The 18371-nt window shown below is 53.9% G+C and carries 15 protein-coding genes; 7 read left to right on the top strand and 8 right to left on the bottom strand.

Annotation, left to right across the window (positions count from 1 at the left end; genetic code table 11):
* The first annotated feature begins 174 nt into the window (after positions 1–174).
* Both QP109_RS03740 and QP109_RS03735 read left to right on the top strand, forming a co-directional pair.
* Positions 175–525 (top strand): transposase, encoded by a 351-nt coding sequence (locus QP109_RS03740; RefSeq protein ID WP_285023366.1) that lies wholly within the window; start codon positions 175–177, stop codon positions 523–525.
* Positions 526–572: 47 nt separating this feature from the next.
* Entirely contained in the window at positions 573–2684 is a 2112-nt protein-coding gene (locus QP109_RS03735) for an LPXTG cell wall anchor domain-containing protein (RefSeq protein ID WP_285023365.1), read from the top strand.
* Positions 2685–2732: 48 nt separating this feature from the next.
* Here the strand turns inward: QP109_RS03735 and QP109_RS03730 are convergent, their stop codons facing one another.
* The 3 genes from QP109_RS03730 to QP109_RS03720 all read right to left on the bottom strand — a co-directional run bounded on the left by QP109_RS03730 (position 2733) and on the right by QP109_RS03720 (position 7788).
* Positions 2733–2879, bottom strand: a complete 147-nt coding sequence (locus QP109_RS03730) for an IS3 family transposase (protein WP_285023363.1) — start codon at positions 2877–2879, stop codon at positions 2733–2735.
* Between the two features lie 130 nt (positions 2880–3009).
* On the bottom strand, positions 3010–5778 hold the full coding sequence (locus QP109_RS03725; protein ID WP_285023362.1) for a class I SAM-dependent DNA methyltransferase: 2769 nt from the start codon (positions 5776–5778) through the stop codon (positions 3010–3012).
* A gap of 258 nt (positions 5779–6036) precedes the next feature.
* Positions 6037–7788, bottom strand: coding sequence for an RNA/DNA-binding domain-containing protein (locus QP109_RS03720; protein WP_285023361.1), 1752 nt, complete (start codon positions 7786–7788; stop codon positions 6037–6039).
* A gap of 585 nt (positions 7789–8373) precedes the next feature.
* On the opposite strand from QP109_RS03720, the gene QP109_RS03715 reads away from it, so the two are divergent.
* Positions 8374–8511: a hypothetical protein gene (locus QP109_RS03715; protein WP_165778251.1), complete on the top strand. Its 138-nt coding sequence runs from the start codon at positions 8374–8376 to the stop codon at positions 8509–8511.
* A gap of 150 nt (positions 8512–8661) precedes the next feature.
* Here QP109_RS03715 and QP109_RS03710 read toward each other — a convergent pair whose 3' ends face one another.
* Complete coding sequence (locus QP109_RS03710; protein WP_285023360.1) at positions 8662–9621, bottom strand: acyl-CoA thioesterase; 960 nt, start codon at positions 9619–9621, stop codon at positions 8662–8664.
* A gap of 218 nt (positions 9622–9839) precedes the next feature.
* On the opposite strand from QP109_RS03710, the gene QP109_RS03705 reads away from it, so the two are divergent.
* Together QP109_RS03705 and malQ are read left to right on the top strand one after the other, a co-directional pair.
* The gene (locus QP109_RS03705) at positions 9840–10094 is read left to right on the top strand and encodes a PTS sugar transporter subunit IIB (RefSeq protein ID WP_101628686.1); all 255 of its coding nucleotides are present in this window, start codon (positions 9840–9842) and stop codon (positions 10092–10094) included.
* Positions 10095–10186: 92 nt separating this feature from the next.
* Entirely contained in the window at positions 10187–12343 is a 2157-nt protein-coding gene (gene malQ, locus QP109_RS03700) for a 4-alpha-glucanotransferase (protein WP_285023359.1), read from the top strand.
* 477 nt (positions 12344–12820) lie between these two features.
* On the opposite strand, the gene QP109_RS03695 is transcribed toward malQ, so the two are convergent.
* The 4 genes from QP109_RS03695 to QP109_RS03680 form a co-directional block, all read right to left on the bottom strand.
* Positions 12821–13351, bottom strand: coding sequence for a PTS sugar transporter subunit IIA (locus tag QP109_RS03695; RefSeq protein WP_285023357.1), 531 nt, complete (start codon positions 13349–13351; stop codon positions 12821–12823).
* 137 nt (positions 13352–13488) lie between these two features.
* On the bottom strand, positions 13489–13719 hold the full coding sequence (locus QP109_RS03690) for a PTS sugar transporter subunit IIB (protein WP_101628683.1): 231 nt from the start codon (positions 13717–13719) through the stop codon (positions 13489–13491).
* Positions 13720–13888: 169 nt separating this feature from the next.
* Positions 13889–14719, bottom strand: coding sequence for an HAD family hydrolase (locus QP109_RS03685; RefSeq protein ID WP_285023356.1), 831 nt, complete (start codon positions 14717–14719; stop codon positions 13889–13891).
* A 69-nt stretch (positions 14720–14788) separates the two neighbouring features.
* A complete protein-coding gene (locus tag QP109_RS03680) occupies positions 14789–15733 on the bottom strand; it encodes a ketopantoate reductase family protein (protein ID WP_285023355.1) in 945 nt (314 codons plus the stop codon).
* Between the two features lie 201 nt (positions 15734–15934).
* On the opposite strand from QP109_RS03680, the gene QP109_RS03675 reads away from it, so the two are divergent.
* Both QP109_RS03675 and glf read left to right on the top strand, forming a co-directional pair.
* A complete protein-coding gene (locus QP109_RS03675; RefSeq protein WP_285023353.1) occupies positions 15935–16951 on the top strand; it encodes a glycosyltransferase in 1017 nt (338 codons plus the stop codon).
* Between the two features lie 150 nt (positions 16952–17101).
* Entirely contained in the window at positions 17102–18244 is a 1143-nt protein-coding gene (gene glf / locus QP109_RS03670) for a UDP-galactopyranose mutase (protein WP_285023351.1), read from the top strand.
* Positions 18245–18371: the final 127 nt, after the last annotated feature.

The following is an 18371-nucleotide window of genomic DNA, read 5'->3' as shown; positions in this document are numbered from 1 at the left end:
ACACAGGGAGGCTTGCCGAGTGCGTGCAGTGAGCCGTCGAATTAAAGGTGAACTCAACCACTGCGAAGGGCACATCTTGCGTGAAGACCGAATCGAGCAGATCACGTGTCTACTCACCGGCGCAACGACTCTCACTGACGAACTCTTTCATATCAAAGCGCGCTCAACAATGCCATGAATGCCGGAGAGCTTAAAGTCGATCAAGCAACAACGCTCGTGACGATCGAGGACTTAACAGCGATGATGGACAAGGAACTCCAGTCGAATACACGCATCGCTGCAAGCCTCAACGACGATACGGACTTCGGCCCGAGCAATCACAAGAAGGTTGCACGCATCATGAAATTCATGGGGGTGAAAGGCTTTATGAAACGGCGTCGATGCATCACCACTAGGCGCAAGCCAGGTCACCGTGTCATGTCAGATAAGGTTTCTGGCCTTCCACTGGAGGGGGTCTGGGAGATGCCTGCGAGATATATAGGTAAAAACTGGGAAGTATTGACCGCGACGCAGGGAACTAGGTAGATTAATTGCCGTTGTGATCATCTCGTGCAAAGAAAAGAGAGAAGACCATGTTGAATACTAAAAAATCCAAGTGCCTAGCTGCTGCACTATCGCTGGGTATCGGTTTGACGATTGCCACCCCCCCGAATGCTTTCGCTGCCAATAAGCCAGCACCGGATTCCACCCCAATTCCTTCGAGCGATACTAAAACTTCATTAACCCGTGAGCAGCTGGAAGCCGCTATTAAAGACGCTACCAACGAAGTTGCTCAGGCTAAGAAAAATCTTGATGAAAAGACTGCCTTATTAAATGAGGCAAAGAAAACATATGACAAGGCTGTTTCTGCAGTAGAAGCCAAACATGCCGAAGTTAAAGATTTGCAAACGCAAACTGAAGTTTTGTTGCAGAAAAAAGAAGATGCTGAAAAAGCCGTTCAAGCTGCAAAAGAGAAGTTGGACAAAGCTATCAAGGACTCGGGTGCTGCTGCCGACGAGATTAAGAAGCTACAAGAGGCTCAGAAACTAGCTGCAAAAGAGGCTGAGGATGCCGCTGCGGCCGAGGTTTTGGCGAAACAGAATCTAGAAAAAGCTCAGCAAGAGAAGAATCTAGCCGACGAAAAAGTTGTTGAGCTTGGAAAAGCATTTGACTTAGCTACCAAAAAAGTTGAGTACGCTAAAACCCGGTCTAGTCAGCTTGAAGAGAGACTAAAAACGCTCAAGGAAACCACTAAGCAGTTACAGAAAGAGCACCCGGATGTTGCTAGTGAATTGCAACAATCGAGAAGTCAACTAGCAGAAGCTGATAAAACCAAAAAAGAGAAGCAAGAATTACTTACTGAAAAGACCAACGAGTATAACAAGCTCGTAGAAGAGGCAGTATCCGCTAGGTCCGCAGTCGAAGCCCTGACCAAGCAGTTGGAAGAAAAACGGACTCGCTCTGAGGAGCTTAAGGAAGAGAACAAACAGAACCTTCAGCAACTTAACGAGTTTAAAGGTAAGAAAGAGGCGGCCCAGACTGCTCTAGAGCAGAAACAAAAAGAAATTGGGACTTTTGACGAAGATATCAAGCGGGCACAAGGAGACCTTGAAAAAGCGATAGCCGAAGACGAGAATCAATCTACCCCTGAGACACAGAAGAAAATTAAGGATGCTGAGAATAAAAAACAGCTAGCAGAAAAGAATAAGAAGTCAGCCGAAAGTGAAGCTGAAGTCCTAAAAGGTCAGGTTAAGGATTTTACAGAAAGATTTTCTGCCCTAACTCAGGAAATTCTGAAAAATCAAACTGAAATAGGAACTCTAGACGCTGACGTCAAAGAACTTGATCAAAAGCTTAAGACGGAAACGGGCACTGCCGAGGGTCTCTTCGCAAAAGCAGATGAAGCCGAAAAACAAAAAAAACAAGCTAAACAAGCAGCTGATGATGCCATAAGAAATTATGAGGATAAAAAACATGCTGCGGATGAGCTAGAGGCAGTTGCAAAGAAGCTAGAAAAAGCAGTACAAGACGAAAAAGAAGCTGAGAAGGATAAGCAGCAATCCGATAAGCTACTAGCTGAAGCCCAAAATAATCTGAAGTCGGCGATGGACGACAAGCAGAAGGCTGAGAAAAATGCTGAATTGAAAGATAATCAGCTTAAACAAGAGCAGGCAACTGAGGAAAAAGCCAAGGAGAAAAAGCTAGCTACAGAACAAGCGCTTTCCAAGGCGAATTCTGATTTGAAGGATGCCATGGACAGGAATGCGCCCGTTGCCTCTGCCAACAAAGCGCTTCAGGAAGCGAACCTGAACTTGGCCAAAGCCCAGGACGCTTGGGGAGCTAAGAACAAGGCATTAATGGAAGCGCAGCAGAACCTATCTGAGTTGAGAAATGCTGAAGTAATCGCCAAAGCTGCTTTTGAATCTGCCACATCAGAACTTGACAAAGCCAACAAATCTAGCGAAGAACTAGAGCGCAAGTTAGCTAAGCTACGCGCTGAGCTGCAGGCTATGAGAATGCTTTCTGATGCTATGGATCCGTCCAGTGGGGGAAGCAATAGTCCAAAGAACAAGCGCGATGGTCAACAGTCAAAGGCAAAAAAGCTTGCGAATACCGGCGCAGACATCACCCTATTACCCGTGGGAGCAGGTATCGCTTTGCTAGGCATTGGCTTCGTTGGAGCTAGAAAACGCCGAGTTGAATAGGAAAGGCGAAGTGTCCCCTGAATGTTGGACTAGTTAAATGGTAGTCCTTTAGGGTGCGAGGGCATGATTCCGATATTCGTTCGGGGTCATGCCCTCGAGTCGTTCCTGGATGCGTTTGTTGTTGTACCAGTGGATGTATGCCTTGATCTGGTTGACCAGGTGCTCAGTGGATGTGAAGGTGGTGTTGTAGAACATCTCGGTTTGAGGGGCTCTTCCTTACTTACCTGGTATTTAAAATGGTAGGTGTAGTCATCATCGTTGCCATACAAGACAGTCGCCCTCCTTACATGAATTAATTGGCCCGAAGCTGTCCGGGTGCCTGGGGCTAGCGGCGGCGTTTGGTTTTGATGAGTGCGTCCTTTTCTGTCAGTTTGAGGTAGGACTTGAGGAGGGTTTCGAGGCGCTCTTCGTTTGAGTTGAATGGTTTTTGACGGAAGGCCCGGTCTACTGCTTTGTCTAGCTGTCGGTGTGCGGCGAGGAGCTGCGGGCTCATTGCGAGTGGGTTGTAGTGGTCTGCTAGGCAACGTTCAAGGTGGAGGTTGCGGGCGCCGAGGACGGCTTGGCCACCAGCGATGATTTCGGCGCGGAGCTTTTCAGAGACTTCCGGTAACGGGAAGTTATTCCACACCACGGTGTTTGAGAAACGAAGGTCGGACTTGAGCCTGCCCCCGATTGCTTTCTGCCAGGTGATGAACATTGATGAAGAAACTATTCCGAACAGGTAGCCGTCGGGGTCTTCAGCGTTAAAGACCAGATTCGATGAGATGGTTTCCGCGTCTAGTCGCGCCGCAGTAAAGAAGTTTCGGGTTTCAGAAACAACGGAAGGGATGCACAGGTAAGGTTGCGTGAATCGTCTGCGTTCGGCGAATAGATGTGGGCTATCTGCTAGATTTTTTGTCACCTGTTTTTTGCTACCGAGACGGAACTCTCGAACAGCGTCCAACCTGTCACGTAAAATACCTGAGCGTTGAATATCTGCTGGGGTAGCGTCTTCGAGCCAGAGGCACCAACGGTCTGCACCATGGAGTAGCTCGCGTGCCCCCACATATCTATGCAGATATTTGGAGGCAATAGAGTCTGCCTTCACTTCGGGGTACTCGTCAACTTCTACAACCAGATTTCCGCCGTCGGTTGGTTGTGATCCTTTGGTCACCTTAGGTACCCACTCTGACAAAGGGGTCGAACGCTTCTTCACAAATAGATTGGGGGCGTCCACCAAGTAGGCATTAATGTTCTTGGCTGGAACTGCGGTGGGTTCGCCTTTAATGTCGGCGTAGGTGTAGAGGGTTGCGCTTGCGCGACGTTTCTTCTCCATGCCAATGATTACGCAGTGAACAGCTGCGGCGTCGGCAGCTTCGGATGTCCAAGAGAAAGTTTGGTGCGCGAACTTTATGCGCCAGCCGTTGCTAAACAGCGGGCCAAATAGGGATGGCACGGGTTGGCCTTGCGTGATCGAGTTGGTGGACACAAAAGCGAACTGGCCGTTGTTAACAAACCGGAAGTAGTCTGCCGCCTTTTTGTACCAGCCGGTAACGTAGTCGAGGTAGCCGTCGTACAGGTCACCCCACACGAGTTGCATGTCTTCGGTTTGGTCTACACCTTGCAGGTACTGGCCAATAAATGGCGGGTTTCCAACAATGCGCACGCGGTCTGAAGGTGGGAAAACTTGCTCCCAGTTGGTGCGTAGCGCGTTGCCCACGTGGATGCATTCAACTTTGTCCAGTGGCAGTGTTTTTGGGGGAGCGCCCAGCGACATTGCGAGTTTCTGGTTTGCTTGGTGATCCACCAGGTACAAAGCTGTTTGCGCAATGCGGGCAGGCCATTCCTCAATTTCTATACCCGCAAAATTTTCCAGTTTGACGTTTAGGTTCTCGCGCTCAAAAAAGAGGGTTCCACCCGCACTTGGGTCTAGCTCTTCCAGGCGTTTAAGAATTTTCAAATCTAACTGGCGCAGCTCACGGTATGCAACCACCAGGAAGTTTCCGCAACCGCAAGCCGGGTCCATGACCTGGAGTTGCCCGATTCTGTCGCGCAGTTTTTCGAGCCGCTTTACGTCGTGATAGTAGGTTTTGAACTCTGTGCGAAGTTCGTCAAGGAATAGAGGCTCAATGGTTTTAAGAATGTTGATCTCAGTCGTGTAATGCTCACCCAGCTGCCGCCTGGCTTTCGAACTCTTTACGGACTGGAATAGTGAGTCGAAAATTGCGGGGCTGATTTCTGACCAGTTGAACATGCAGGCTTCAATCAAAAGCTCGCGCATTGTTGAATCAAAGTAGGGAATGGATGTGGATTCGCCAAAAATTCCGCCATTTACGTACGGGAAGCGAGAAAGTAGCGAATCCATGTTCGCAGGCCTGAGGGCCTCCGGCTGATTCATAATCTGGAACAGCATCACCAGCTGTGCCCCAAGGTCTGTGCCATCCTCGCGCGTTCGCTTCTCTAAGAACTCATAAAACAGGTCGCGCTCCCACATGCCTGAATCGTCACCGTATAGGGCAAACAGTAAGCGGACTAGGAATACGGAGGATTCGTGCTCGGAGTATCCGGTTTTCTCTAGTTCTGAATACAGGCGCCCCATGATCTGCGCGGCACGAATGGATGCTTTTTCTTGTTCTCGCGAGCCAAAAGCGCGGGTTTGAAAACCAGCTAGGAAAGCCAGATCTTCCGCATGTAAGGGAAGCTCTTCCAGCGGAAATTGGACGGTGTCAGCCCCGTCCTCGGCTTCGATATCAAGAATTCGGATCGTTTTGAAATCGGAAGTAATAACGCGACTAGGACGTTCAACCTCGGCTAGGTCTTCCATATAATCCAGGGCTTGCGCCTCCGCAGCTTCAAGATCACGCCCCGCAGTTTTCATCTCAATCAAAGCTAGGCCGGGTATCAGGGCGTCGATGAATCCTCGCCTACCGGTGGAGGTGCGCTTAGCGCGTTTTTCATACAAAGCCGCCTTGGTTTGCGTGATCCCGAACGCTCCAAGCAAGTCTTTGATGAACGACTGCGCCTGCTGGCGCTCATCGCCGGGCTCCTCCACCCAGTCTGCAACAACCTTCGTGCAGCGCCTGCGGATCTCGTCGAGTGAAAGTGCGGTAGCCACATTGCCTCCCTAAGTGTCTAACGCAATATTAGTCGGGACCACGGACAATAATTTGGAAGCAGAGCAAGGCAGGTGCATCCTCGCAAATTTACAAGACAGGCTTGAAAGTGAGAAACAAACTTACACTAAACTTACAAATTTGTAAGTTTAAACTTATAAAACTCTAAGTTTGCACCCCGTGGATTGTGGGTTTAGGTTCAGAGTTTACAAGTTTTGTGTATTTTGAGTGTCACTTTTTCCTGTCTTACGTCCGTCTGCTCAACCAGTGACATCCGGGTTTACGTGGTAGGTAGTTCTGCGCACTCCCTGGCCACCTTGCATCACAACGAGGCTCCTTTCAAGAAGTGGTTGCAAAGCGTATCGAACTTGGTGAATCTCAAGCTCCGCGTCGTTTGCGATCTCTTTAACAGTCGCGTTTCCTCCCCGTTTTAGAAGGTCAAAAATATCCGTGGAGTTAACGCTAAGTCCATCAAGTGGGTTTGAGCTGACCTGTGGTTTAGGGGCATTTTTGGAAGCAGGCGGATACGCACTTTTGTTCTTTGTTGATCTCGATGCAAGTATTAATTCGTGTCCTTCGTGGCGCACAACGCCTTGCTCTACGAGTCGTTCTACCAGCTGCTCAATATAGGTGGCAGAGCGGGTGTCGTAGAGCTTTTGCAACCGCGATACCGAATATGTCTCGCCACGTTTCAAAGCTACTAACAGGTCTTCTTGCGGGGGTTCTAACTTCACCCCTAGAGACTCCAGCCAGGCTTCGTCCTCAGGTGTGAAGCGACTCTCCCTGAAAAGAATCACCTTGAACTTCGTGCCAGTGTCGATGAACTGCGGAGGGCGCAGGCGAGCGTCTTGCATGGCGGCAAGTACTTCGCGGATACCGCCTCCCTCGCCCTCAATCACGCGGCTACCATCGGCTGTGTGAAGGTTCTTAGCGATCTCGTATAAACGCTGATTTACAGCGGCCTTTGCTAGCTCTAGGCTGCTAAGTTGTCCTACCGAAAGGCCTCTTAACCCGCCTGGATTCTCAATAATCAGAGCTAAATCTGTAACCCGGATTTCCACTCTCTTTCCCGCGTCCAAGGAAGGCCCCAGGTCACGGTGAACAAAAGCATTTGCCACGATTTCACGAACGGCGGCGGGTGGAAACTCGGGCATGTCCTCCATCTGCCCATCAACCTTGTATCTCTGGGTCGTGCGCGTGTTTAGCGTAATCCATTCCAAAGCCCTGCTTACAAGATCAGGTAGAGGCCCCTCGAAGTCAATAAGGCTTTGCGTTCTCTGCCCAGAACTTGTTCTGGAAAGTCGCACGGCTGCAGTTGCCCCCAACGAGGGGTGGGTTCCTTGTGGAAAAATGCCAAGCGCATACAGGCCAGCCAGGCGTAGGTTTCCCTCGCGGTCCAGTACGTTAATCAGCTGCAGAAGGCGCCTGTCATCTTCCATTTTTTGTAGGCGACTGCTTCGTTTACGAACGTTCGCGAGAAAGGTATTCACCAGCTGCGGATCAAGTTCTTCGATGCTGGTTCCAGGAATGATTTGCATATCAAACTGCTCGCGCTCGGTGTCTGTGAGAGCGGCAATCTGAATCATGCGCAGATCGTTACTGTTCATCTGATAGTCGCCATCAGCCTGTCGCAAATATGCAACGCCGTTGTGAGTAGCAGGTTTTTGTGAAGCCAGTAGTGGCTTGACGGTGACTGCAAGAACCATTCGATCTGCCAATTGAATGCGCTCAAACTCTAACGCGGGAGCCGGGTTAACACTGTTGTGATTTTGGGACGCGATTGCCTTTTCAAGTTTCGCTGGATTGCTAACGCCGGCGATCTCGAAGCCGGCATGTTCGTCTACACCGAGCAGGATAGTTCCCCCTTCTGGCATATTCGCAAAGGCGCACAACGTTGAGCCCAGCTTTGGCGTTCCGCCTGCGGCGCGCTTGCATTCGATGAGTGTCGTGTCGCTACCAAATGTGCGAAGATAATCAACCGTTTGGGTGAGGGTCTCTAGGTTCCAAGCCATGAATCTATTTTATAACTTTAAACTTATAATTTTGTAAGTTTAAAGTGAGAATTTGTAACTTTTATATATTTAAAGTGTTTGTTTACTGGTTTTGTTCTCGTTTGGCGTTTGGCTGAACTTGGTTTTCCGCGTGATTGTGGGGCTTGTGGCGTGTTTTGTGCATGAAATAAGGCCCCGCGCCATGTTGCGCGAGGCCGTTTGTGGATGATGGGACGTCCGCACGAACTGAACCGTCTTGGGTTTTGTTTCTATCTGTTTTGAGAGGTTTGGGGCATGCTAAGAGGTATTTTCAGGAGTTTAAGGATTGGGCGGTGCGTATGCTCGTGGGTTGCTTAGTTGGCGATGGTTTGTGTTCTTAGTGGCAGACGGTCTGTGAGATCGCGCCGAAGCTGGGGCGTAAACGAGTGGCTGCACCGCTGGGATGAACAGCATTTGGTTGCTATGGGCGAACGGTAGGGGCTGAGGTGTGAAGAGCATGAGGAAATCAAACGGCTCAAAAGCGAGAGCGCGGAGGTGTGCTGGGCGAATGAGATTTTAAAATAACTGCCTCGGCTTTTTCGCAGCGCAGCTCGACCGTCTGACCCGATGACACTTAAACTCCCAGAAGTTCAGGTGCCTGTAGAAAAACCGAAGCTGGCAAAGAGCGGTGGCTCTGACTTCAACGTTCTTGCTCCAGCAGGCGCCTTCGACGCCCTTGCAGGCGCAGGAATACTCGCCCTCTAAGGCAAGCATCGCTACGAAGACTGAGCCTCACTCGATCCCCAATAAGTAGTGCAGAGTTACCAGTGGTGACTCCGCGCTACCTATATCTGCGACAACTGAGGGTGTTTGCGTTCCACAACTCCAAACCGTCCCGCACCTACGCCAACACAACTACGCCATACCAGCACGCATCTGACCGGTCTTCGGATCCACACCGAAACCCCAGCGCCCAGAACCAGCCTGCCCATTCCCGGGAACGCGCAACATACCCTGCTGTTCAGCCTCAGCAACCAGCGTCCCATTGCGCGTAAACACCTGATAGCGAACCAACGTACGCGACGAATTTACATTCGAACACGCGCCATCGAACAACAACCACTCATTAATATCCACATCGCGGTGGAACCACATCGCATGATCCAACGACGCAGCTGACATACCAGGAGTCATCCAGGACAACCCCAACGCACGCATCGCAGGCTCCAACATCACCTGATCAATCACATACGCCAACAAAGCGCGATGAACATGCTGGCTTGCCCCAGCAGGCACCTCGGCACGAGGCTTCATCCACAACTGCTGACGACTGGCCAACGACTCATCCGACTGCGTATACAGCGACTGCTGAACATGGCGCACATCAAATGCCGTTGTTTTCCCTAAAAAACGCCCAACCGGATGATCCATCGCCCGAAAAATCTCCAAAGCACTCGAAAGCTCTTCCGGCGGCGTCACGGCAGGGGAGTCAGACGTGAAAGACAAGCCGGCCTCGTTCCCCTCGTACGACGCCTGCAATGCCAGAATCTCTTTCTCACCCTGGCGACACACAACCCGACGCGAAGAAAACGAACGCCCATCGCGAAGACGCTGAACCTCAAGTTCAAACGGTATCGACGGGTCGCCACCACGCATGAAATACGTGTGGAACGAATGAGGGAGACGCCCCTCAGTCATCGTCGCAGCGGCAGCCACCAACGCCTGCGCCACAACCTGGCCACCATAAACACGCCTCACCTGAGGCAACGAATGACCGACAAAACGATCGTGACCAGACTCCTCCAAGGCCAAAATCCTTAATACAGAAGCAACAGGCTCAGTAGAAATCAGCGGAACATCAATGGGACGAGTCATGTATCTATTTTCACCTGAAACTTCGCGCACGCCACCGCACAATCCACTCACCTTCGGCGCAGAAACCTGCTGACTGTCAACACCAGACGCCGCAGAAAAGCCGTGAAAACAGTCAAAAATACTAGCCCGATCGTGTTTAGTGATTGCGATCATACCCTTAAAGGGCTACCATGTGATGCGGATCGCAACGGGACTATGCCTTGGAAGAAAGGAACGAGATGGAATCGGCTCTCGCGTTGGTTGACGCCCTCGGCGGCACATCCAACATCGTCGACATTGAGCCATGCTCCCTCCGTATCCGAGTCGAAGTAGGAAACCAAGCAAACGTTAACGAAGACGCACTCCGCATGCCGTTCGTCCTGGCAGTCGTCCGATCCGGTAACATCGTCCAAATCATCGCAGGCACTGAATCTGATGACATTGCCGAAAAAATGGCAACCGTCGTCAAGTGGGATACTGCCAACGAAGTGTAACCAGAGTCGCGTCCACTTTGCCGTCCAGCGGTTCCCAAGGGCAAGACTGACGCATAGACTTGACTGTACGCCCGCAACCAAAGGAGTCACACGTGGACTGGAGTGCGCCAGCAGCGTCCGATATTGACACGCTACGAGCCCTCGCCGACAAAAATGGTGTCGCAACCTTCTTCTGGGACTGGTACGGACGACAAAAATTCGTTTCAGCTGACTCTCTGCTCGCTGTCCTCAAAGCACTCGGCGTCAACGTTGACGCCGACTCAACGGTCGGAGACATCCACCACGCGCTGACGGAAACAGAAGACCGATTCTGGCTTGCCACACTGCCACCAACGATCGTGGCACGCCAAGGACAACACCGTGATTTCCCCGTCCACGTCCCCCACGGCAACTGGGTGCACGTCACCTGGATCAGCGAAGACGGAACATCCGGTGACTGCACGCAACTCGACCGCTACATCGCCCCGCGCCAAATCGGTGACGCGCTGATCGGTCGCGCAACTTTCGAAACACCCGACCACCTGGCACCGGGCTGGCACCGGATCGTTGCAACGCTTGAAGGCGGAGAAATTCACTCCGCAACTTTGCTTGTTGCACCCAATCATATTGACAACGGCCCGCTCTCTGACTCCAAGCGACGCTGGGGCGTATCTGCACAGCTGTACTCAACGCGTTCGGCACGCTCGTGGGGACTGGGTGACGCTGAAGACCTCGCCGATCTCGCATCAGTATGCGCCGACAGGGGAGCAGACTTCCTGCTCATCAACCCCATCCACGCGTCTAGCCCGATCACGCCGATGGAAAACTCACCGTACCTGCCGGTCTCGCGCCGTTGGCTAAATCCCATCTACATCCGCCCAGAAGCAATCGACGAATTCGCCGACGCATCACCTGACGTTCGTCGATCCATCGAAGAACTCCGCCTAGCCGCGAACGCTACCGATACCGCGGATGCGCTGGTCGACCGAGATCGCACGTGGGAAGCCAAGCGTAAAGCTCTCGAACTGGTCTACCAGATTCCGCGCTCGTACCACCGGACCTCGCAATTCACCCACTTCGTCGAAGAAGGTGGACGCGATCTGGCAAACTTCGCACTCTGGAGCGCCCTAGCAGAAGCAAACGAATCCCCCATCCTGCCCGACGAGATCGTATCCTCAACATCACCGTCCGCTGACCGTGCCCGCCTTGAACTGGCAGACCGCATCGAATTCTGGGAATGGTGCCAGTGGATTGTTTCCCAACAGATGCAAGACGCGCAACGTGTCGCAACCGACGTCGGTATGGACATCGGCATCATGGCTGACCTTGCCGTCGGTGTTCACTCACACGGATCCGAAACCTGGTCCAACCGCCAGGTGTTCGCCCAAGGTATGACTGTTGGTGCTCCGCCGGACATGTACTCCCAGCAGGGACAGGACTGGTCGGAACCGCCATGGTCGCCGCGCGCCCTGGCACAGGCCGGCTACAAGCCGATCCGCGACATGGTCCGCGCAGCCCTCGCCAACGCGGGAGCCATCCGCATCGACCACATCCTCGGCCTCTTCCGCCTTTGGTGGATCCCAGCGGGCATGGGTGCCGGAAACGGCACCTACGTGTACTACGATCACGAGGCCATGGTCGGAACCGTGCTCCTAGAAGCGCAACGCGCCGGAGCAGTTGTTATTGGTGAAGACCTCGGAACCGTTGAACCGTGGGTCCGCGACTACCTGAGCTCGCGAGGCATCCTAGGGACCTCGATCCTCTGGTTCGAGAAGGACGGTGGCGGGTGGCCACTTCACCCCGGCTCGTACCGCACCGCGTGCCTTGCCGCAGTAAACACGCACGACCTGCCACCGACCGCCGGATACTTGGCTGGTGTGCAGACCACTTTGCGCGACGAGCTTGGCCTGCTGGTCGAGGACGTCGAATCCGTGCGAGCCGCTGACCGTCTTGAACTTGAACAGGTTCTAGCTCGACTGCGTGAATACGGGTTGCTTGAATCCGCATCCCCGTCAGAGCGTGAGATCGTTGAAGCCCTGCACGCGTATGTTGCGCAGACCCCGTCTCAGTTGGTTGTGGCATCGCTGGTGGATGCGGTGGGTGATCGGCGCCCTCAGAACCTTCCGGGCACCGACAAGGAATATCCGAATTGGCGTGTTCCGCTCTGCGATTCTGACGGTGTTGAGGTCTACATTGACGACCTTCCGACCAATGAGCGCTTGAACTCCCTGTTCACCGTTCTGACGGCATCGGTGCGCGCTCGAAAGTAGGGGACTGGCTGGGGCTTTTGCTCCGGGCTGCACCTGACGCGACGGTTTGGCCTGTAAACGCGTGAGAGTGTCGCGTGGGGTGTAGTTGGTGCGGTGAGGAGGCGGGTTTTGTGTTCCCGGCTGCATCTGACGCGACACTTTTGCCCTGAAATGTGTGGTCTCGTCGCGTGGGGTGTAGTTGGTGCGGTGAGGAGGCGGGTTTTGTGCCCCCGGCTGCACCTGACGCGGCACTTTTGCCTTGAAATGTGTGGTCTCGTCGCGTGGGGTGTAGTTGGTGCGGTGAGGAGGCGGGTTTTGTGCTCCCGGCTGCACTTGACGCGACGGTTTGGCCTGTAAATGCCTAGTTGTGTCGCGTGGGGTGTAGTTGGTGCGGTGATTGGGGTGTTTTGTGTGCACGGACTGCACCTGACGCGATGGATCAGTGTCTGAGGGCTTGGTTGTGTCGCGTGGGGTGTAGGTGGTGCCACCGGAAAAGTGCTAGAGCTCCCAGCACGTGGCGATTGCAACGCCAGCTCGAACGAAAGTACCCGGCTTGACCAGCAATTTCATGGACACATCGGGGCGCAGAGCGATGACGGGAACAATCACGGCAAGGCCAGCATGGCGCGCAATGCTACGGTCCCACGTGATTAAAGGTGAGCCGGCTTTTACCGCGTCGCCCTGAGAAGCGTGGACGGTGAACCCTTCACCCTTCAAGTTCACTGTATCGATACCAAGGTGAACCAAGATTCCTGTGTCCGACCGATGCTTGATCGCAAAAGCGTGCGGGTGAAGCGAATGAACTGTCCCCGAAATTGGAGCGTTCGCGATAGAGAGCGAGTCAGCACTCGCGCCAGCATCGCCCGTGCTCGCACCCACGTCAGCAACATCAATGGTTGCACCCGCACCTTCGCCTTCGGGCACAATCGCGAAACCGGGCCCAATAATCTCTTGAGAAAACACAGGATCCGGCACGGCGGAAAGAGCTTCGACCGTGCCGGAAAGTGGTGCGTAGATCGTGAACGTCATGGAAGTAGATGCGTGTTCATCAACGAATGAGGCGCGCGGTCACCGCGTGGTGCGGGTTTGCGCCAAAGAAGGAACGAACTGTGCCCAGTGAACCGCGATCATTGTTGCGATGATGCCAGCTTCGATAATCGCGTGGGTCACTTGAGCTTTTCGATTTCCTCGACGATGGTTTCGGTTTCGGGGCCCATGACGACTTGCACCGAGTTTGCGACGGTGACAACACCGAATGCGCCCGCGTCAGAGAGGGCTTTTTCGTTGATCTTGTCTTCGTCCTTGACCTCTGCGCGGATACGAGTGATGCACGCTTCGATCGTCTCAATGTTGTCCCAGCCACCGAGGGCTGAAAGGATGTCTGCTGCCTGACTCATGTGGGCCTCCTCAAAACACCGCAAATAGGGTCTATGTCACATTTAGTTTAGTTTAGCGCGCTTTGGGTGAATGTGCCCTGTTCATCGCGCATTAAGTGGGGAAAGTGCTCACGTGGTGAGCGCGGCTTCGTCCCTTGGGTGAAACGCAGAAAGAACGAGGCCGCGACTACTAGATCAGCATCAACTTTTCGAAGGCACGGGCCAAACCGTCTTCTTCCAAGGTGGCGGTTTCGAACGTTGCGGCTGCGACGATTTCGGGGTCGGCTCCGCCCATCGCGACTGACCTTCCAGCCACCTTCAGTGCTTCAAGGTCGTTCATGGAATCGCCGATGGCGATGGTGTTGGCGATGTCGAAACCAAGATGGCGAGCAGCCAGCTGAATGCCAGTGCCCTTCGAGATTCCCTTCGGAGTCACCTCAAAAACCAGAGTGTTACCTGCGGGAACGGAGCCGGGGGTGACATCCATCGAGTCGGGGATAAGGGAGCGAACCTGCTGGTAGGTCGTGTTACCTGCTGGGATGTACGCCGTGCACTTCGCTGATGACTTCGGAAGACCCTCGCCAAGATAGGGGGCGATGGACTCGGCGTAGGGAGCCCAATCCTGGGGCTTCATTCCGGCGGTTTCAAGGAACATCTCCATGAATCCCTCGGAGGGGTGCATGGCGTCCGACCCCTGCCAGATCCACATTCCGTCAAGCTGACGCCACACATCGGTGATCGGTTCGATCAGCGCGGGGTCAACGCGTTCGTCCAGCAGGACTTCCTGGCCGACGCGCACGTAGCTTCCCGCTCCCGCAACGCACCCTGAAAAACCGAAATCCCACAGGTAGGGGTAGATTTCCGGGATCGAACGACCCGTGCACATGAACAGGGTGTGGCCGCCTTCGACGGCTTGCTCGCACGCTTGACGGGCGGATTCGGGGACCGTCTGGTCTTTGCCGATCAGGGTTCCGTCAAGGTCAAGGAAGATTAACTGGGCTGAAGAGGAAGCAGAAGTCATGATCCTTAGGATATCCGGTCGCTCAGGCACGATGCCCGAACGACCGTGTGAAGTAAGAGTGCAGGAGGGCTAGGAAGCTAGACCAACGCGACCACGCTTGGCGTGCAAGCGCGCGATGGTCACAATCAGGCGCTGTAACGGAACATCAATTCCGGCAGCGTCAGCCTTCGCCACAAGAGCGCCGTTCAGGTACTCCAGTTCCGACAGCTTTCCTGCAATCAGGTCGCGTTGCATCGACGACGTCGAGGCTTCCGGGTAGTTATCCAGCTCGCCGACGATCTTCTCGCAGTCCTCGTCGGTCAAATGAACGCCGTTGGCGCGCGCGACCGACTGGACCTCTTTCACGGACTTCGCCCAGAGAGCGTGGGTTTCGTCGAAGGAACGAATGTCGCCGACGGTCGCGTTCGCCAGAACGTTCACGCCACCCATGGTGCAGATGACCGCGTACTTGTACCAGAGGTCGTGTGCGATCGTGGGGGATATGTGCGCATCAACGCCGTTGGCAAGCAGTGCGTCCTTGAATTCTTCGAGGATTGGGTACGTTCCGTCCAAGCCAATCGGTGCACTACCGATGAGCATCTTTGGCCGGCCACCGATCTGACGGACCTCGCCCGGGCCGTCGATGAAGGCAACGATGAAGGTGACGCAGGGGAGTGCGTGCTCCACTCCGAAGCGTTTCGCCACCATGTCGGGCGCAACGACACCGTTCTGGAAGGTCAGGACCAGCGTGTCCGGGCCGATCATCTGCTGGCAGTTTTCCAGCGATTCTTCGAAGTGAGTGAGCTTGACGGTGATCATCACCAGGTCGCAGACGCCCACGCCCGTGCCGTCGGTGGTCACCGAAGCGGGGTGATAGGTACGCGAACCGGATTCGGTGTGAACGATCAAGCCCCTGTCGCTGATTGCTGCGACGTGACGGGAAGTGGTGACGATATGGACCTCGGCGCCCGCATCCATGAGAGCACCTGCGTGGTAGCCGCCTACGCCGCCGGAACCGATAATTGCGATCTTCATGCTTCGATGGTGGCACGTTTGTGGGTGTGCGTCACCGGTTTGAGAAAAAGTCTCAACTGTTAACACTCAGCAATGGTGATGTATGCATACGAGGCCACGCGTCTATTCCCAGACACCTGCGTCTGATAGGGGCGCGATATGCGTAACGCTTCAACGACTATGCTTAATGCATACCCGCCTGACGCCGATCAAGGAAAGCTTATGTCCGCCCAGCCCTTGCTGTCTGTCATCGTTCCCTCATACAACTCGCAGGACTATCTGGATCGGGCACTCGCGACGCTCGTTGACTACAACGATGAAGTGGAAGTGTTGATCGTCAACGACGGCTCAAAAGACAACACGGGTGCGCTTGCTGATCAGTGGGCTTCACAATATCCGACCTGCGTGCGGGCTATCCACCAGGAAAATAAAGGCCATGGTGGCGCAGTCAATGCCGGTTTGAAAGCTGCCACGGGCACACACGTTCGCGTCGTCGATTCTGACGACTGGGTTGATCGCGTGGCAATGAACAAGGTGCTTGACGTTCTTCGTGAAGAACGTGCGAACGGGCGTGAACTGGATCTTCTGGTCACTAACTACGTCTACGAAAAGCAGGGTAAGGCGCACAAGCTGGTTGTCCGCTACCGCAACGTCCTGCCACAGGGGCGCACAATCGGCTGGGAAGAGGTTCGCAAGTGCCGTTACACGCAGTACCTGATGATGCACTCGTTGACCATGCGCACCGAACTTGTCCGTCAGTCCGGTCTGGTCATGCCCGAGCACACGTTTTACGTTGACTTCATTTACTCCCACACACCGTTCCCGCTGATTCGCACGATCCGCTACCTTGACGTCGACCTGTACCGCTACTTCATTGGTCGCGACGACCAGTCGGTCAACGAGCCCGTGATGATTTCGCGCTTGGATCAGCTGATGCGGGTTAATCGTGAGATGGTGAAGGCTATTCCGGACCCGGACACGGTTCCGGCCAACCTCTATAACTACATGATCCACTACCTGCGCATTAACTGCGTGGTCTGCACAATCATGGCTGTTCTGTCGGGAACTGACGAGCACTTGGCGATGAAAGACCAGCTGTGGAAGGACCTCGAAGAAGTAAATCCCGTCGCGGCCAAACGTGTTGAATCCGATCTTCTGGGGCGAGTGATTCGTATGAAGAATGAATGGGTTCTGCGAAAAGGCTATGGGGTTGTCCGAGCGCTCATTGGCTTTAACTGACCAGGCTTGCCCGTTCTGGTCGCTCTTTGTGCTCTGACAACGTGCTATTGATCGGAAGACTGCGTTCTTGCCACTAAACTGGGGGCAATCTGCATTGTGGGCGTGCACGGTTGACACACGTGCTCTAGCCCCTGTGAAAGGACCGGTTGTATGGATCTTGTCGTTGTCGGCTCCGGATTCTTCGGACTCACGCTTGCGCGTCAGGCAGCCGAACTTCGCGGTATGAACGTGACTGTCATCGAGCGCCGTGAGCACATCGGTGGCAACGCATGGTCATCAGTTGATCCTGAAACTGGTGTTGAAGTGCACCGATACGGGACTCACCTGTTTCACACGTCAAATGAACGCGTCTGGGACTACGTCAATCGTTTTACGGCGTTCAACGATTATCAGCATCGTGTCTACACAAACCATCAGGGAGTTGTTTACCCGATGCCGATCAACCTAGGGACGATTAATCAGTTCTTCAATGCAGCCTATGGGCCAGATGCTGCCCGAGCGCTTGTGGAAGATCAGGCGTCAGAACTCGGTGCTAAAACTCCTGAGAATCTGGAAGAAAAGGCGATCAGCCTGATCGGTCGCCCGCTTTACGAGGCGTTTATTAAGGGATACACCGCGAAACAGTGGCAGATGGATCCGAAGGACTTGGATCCTGCAATCATTTCGCGCCTTCCCGTTCGTTTTACCTACGACAACCACTATTTCTGCGATACCTACGAGGGGCTGCCCGTCGACGGCTACGGAGCATGGCTGGCTCGGCTGGCTGATCATCCACGCATCACAGTGAAGACACGCACCGATTTCTTCGATGATTCACACGAATTCTCCAAAGATCGCACGGTTGGTCAAACCGGTGTTGTGTACACGGGTGCAATTGATCGCTACTTCAATTACCAGGCAGGCGAGCTCAAGTGGCGAACCCTGGATTTTGAGACCGAAGTCGTCAATACCGCTGACTACCAGGGGTGCTCGGTGATGAATTACGCCGATGAAACCGCTCCATACACGCGCATCCACGAGTTTGCTCACCTGCACCCTGAACGTGACCGGACGGGCGCGACGAACACAGTGATTATGCGCGAGTTCTCGCGCTTCGCCACTATTGATGACGAGCCGTACTACCCGGTTTCAGCGCCGACCGACAGGCAGACTCTGGCTACCTACCGCGAGCTTGCAGCGCGGGAGGACAAGGTTCTGTTTGGTGGGCGACTGGGCTCGTATCAGTACCTCGATATGCATATGGCGATTGCGTCGGCTTTGACCCGCTTTGATGAGGTCGTTTCGCGCTGGTAAGGCGTGTCCATCAGGTCCGACTCGGGCCTGATGGACACGCGACGAGGAACCTATTAAACGTTTAACCGATCAATGGGTGCCTAGGTGAGTATTCCCTCAACCCTCGTAAATGGGGCGGACGTCGAGG

The organism is Pauljensenia sp. UMB9872 (genome assembly GCF_030212665.1).
In the GTDB taxonomy this organism is placed as follows: Bacteria; Actinomycetota; Actinomycetes; order Actinomycetales; family Actinomycetaceae; genus Pauljensenia; species Pauljensenia turicensis_B.
The sequence above is the reverse complement of the archived record's forward strand: the minus strand, read 5'-3'. Positions and strand labels throughout refer to the sequence as shown.

What these genes read in the sequence shown, in the direction of transcription:
- QP109_RS03685 (WP_285023356.1), bottom strand. Translation starts at nt 14,719, where the DNA reads ATGACTTCTGCTTCCTCTTCAGCCCAGTTAATCTTCCTTGACCTTGAC.
- glf (WP_285023351.1), top strand. Translation starts at nt 17,102, where the DNA reads ATGGATCTTGTCGTTGTCGGCTCCGGATTCTTCGGACTCACGCTTGCG.
- QP109_RS03730 (WP_285023363.1), bottom strand. Translation starts at nt 2,879, where the DNA reads ATGTTCTACAACACCACCTTCACATCCACTGAGCACCTGGTCAACCAG.
- QP109_RS03690 (WP_101628683.1), bottom strand. Translation starts at nt 13,719, where the DNA reads ATGAGTCAGGCAGCAGACATCCTTTCAGCCCTCGGTGGCTGGGACAAC.
- QP109_RS03715 (WP_165778251.1), top strand. Translation starts at nt 8,374, where the DNA reads ATGACACTTAAACTCCCAGAAGTTCAGGTGCCTGTAGAAAAACCGAAG.
- QP109_RS03720 (WP_285023361.1), bottom strand. Translation starts at nt 7,788, where the DNA reads ATGGCTTGGAACCTAGAGACCCTCACCCAAACGGTTGATTATCTTCGC.
- QP109_RS03740 (WP_285023366.1), top strand. Translation starts at nt 175, where the DNA reads ATGAATGCCGGAGAGCTTAAAGTCGATCAAGCAACAACGCTCGTGACG.
- QP109_RS03735 (WP_285023365.1), top strand. Translation starts at nt 573, where the DNA reads ATGTTGAATACTAAAAAATCCAAGTGCCTAGCTGCTGCACTATCGCTG.
- QP109_RS03710 (WP_285023360.1), bottom strand. Translation starts at nt 9,621, where the DNA reads ATGACTCGTCCCATTGATGTTCCGCTGATTTCTACTGAGCCTGTTGCT.
- QP109_RS03675 (WP_285023353.1), top strand. Translation starts at nt 15,935, where the DNA reads ATGTCCGCCCAGCCCTTGCTGTCTGTCATCGTTCCCTCATACAACTCG.
- QP109_RS03680 (WP_285023355.1), bottom strand. Translation starts at nt 15,733, where the DNA reads ATGAAGATCGCAATTATCGGTTCCGGCGGCGTAGGCGGCTACCACGCA.
- QP109_RS03695 (WP_285023357.1), bottom strand. Translation starts at nt 13,351, where the DNA reads ATGACGTTCACGATCTACGCACCACTTTCCGGCACGGTCGAAGCTCTT.
- QP109_RS03705 (WP_101628686.1), top strand. Translation starts at nt 9,840, where the DNA reads ATGGAATCGGCTCTCGCGTTGGTTGACGCCCTCGGCGGCACATCCAAC.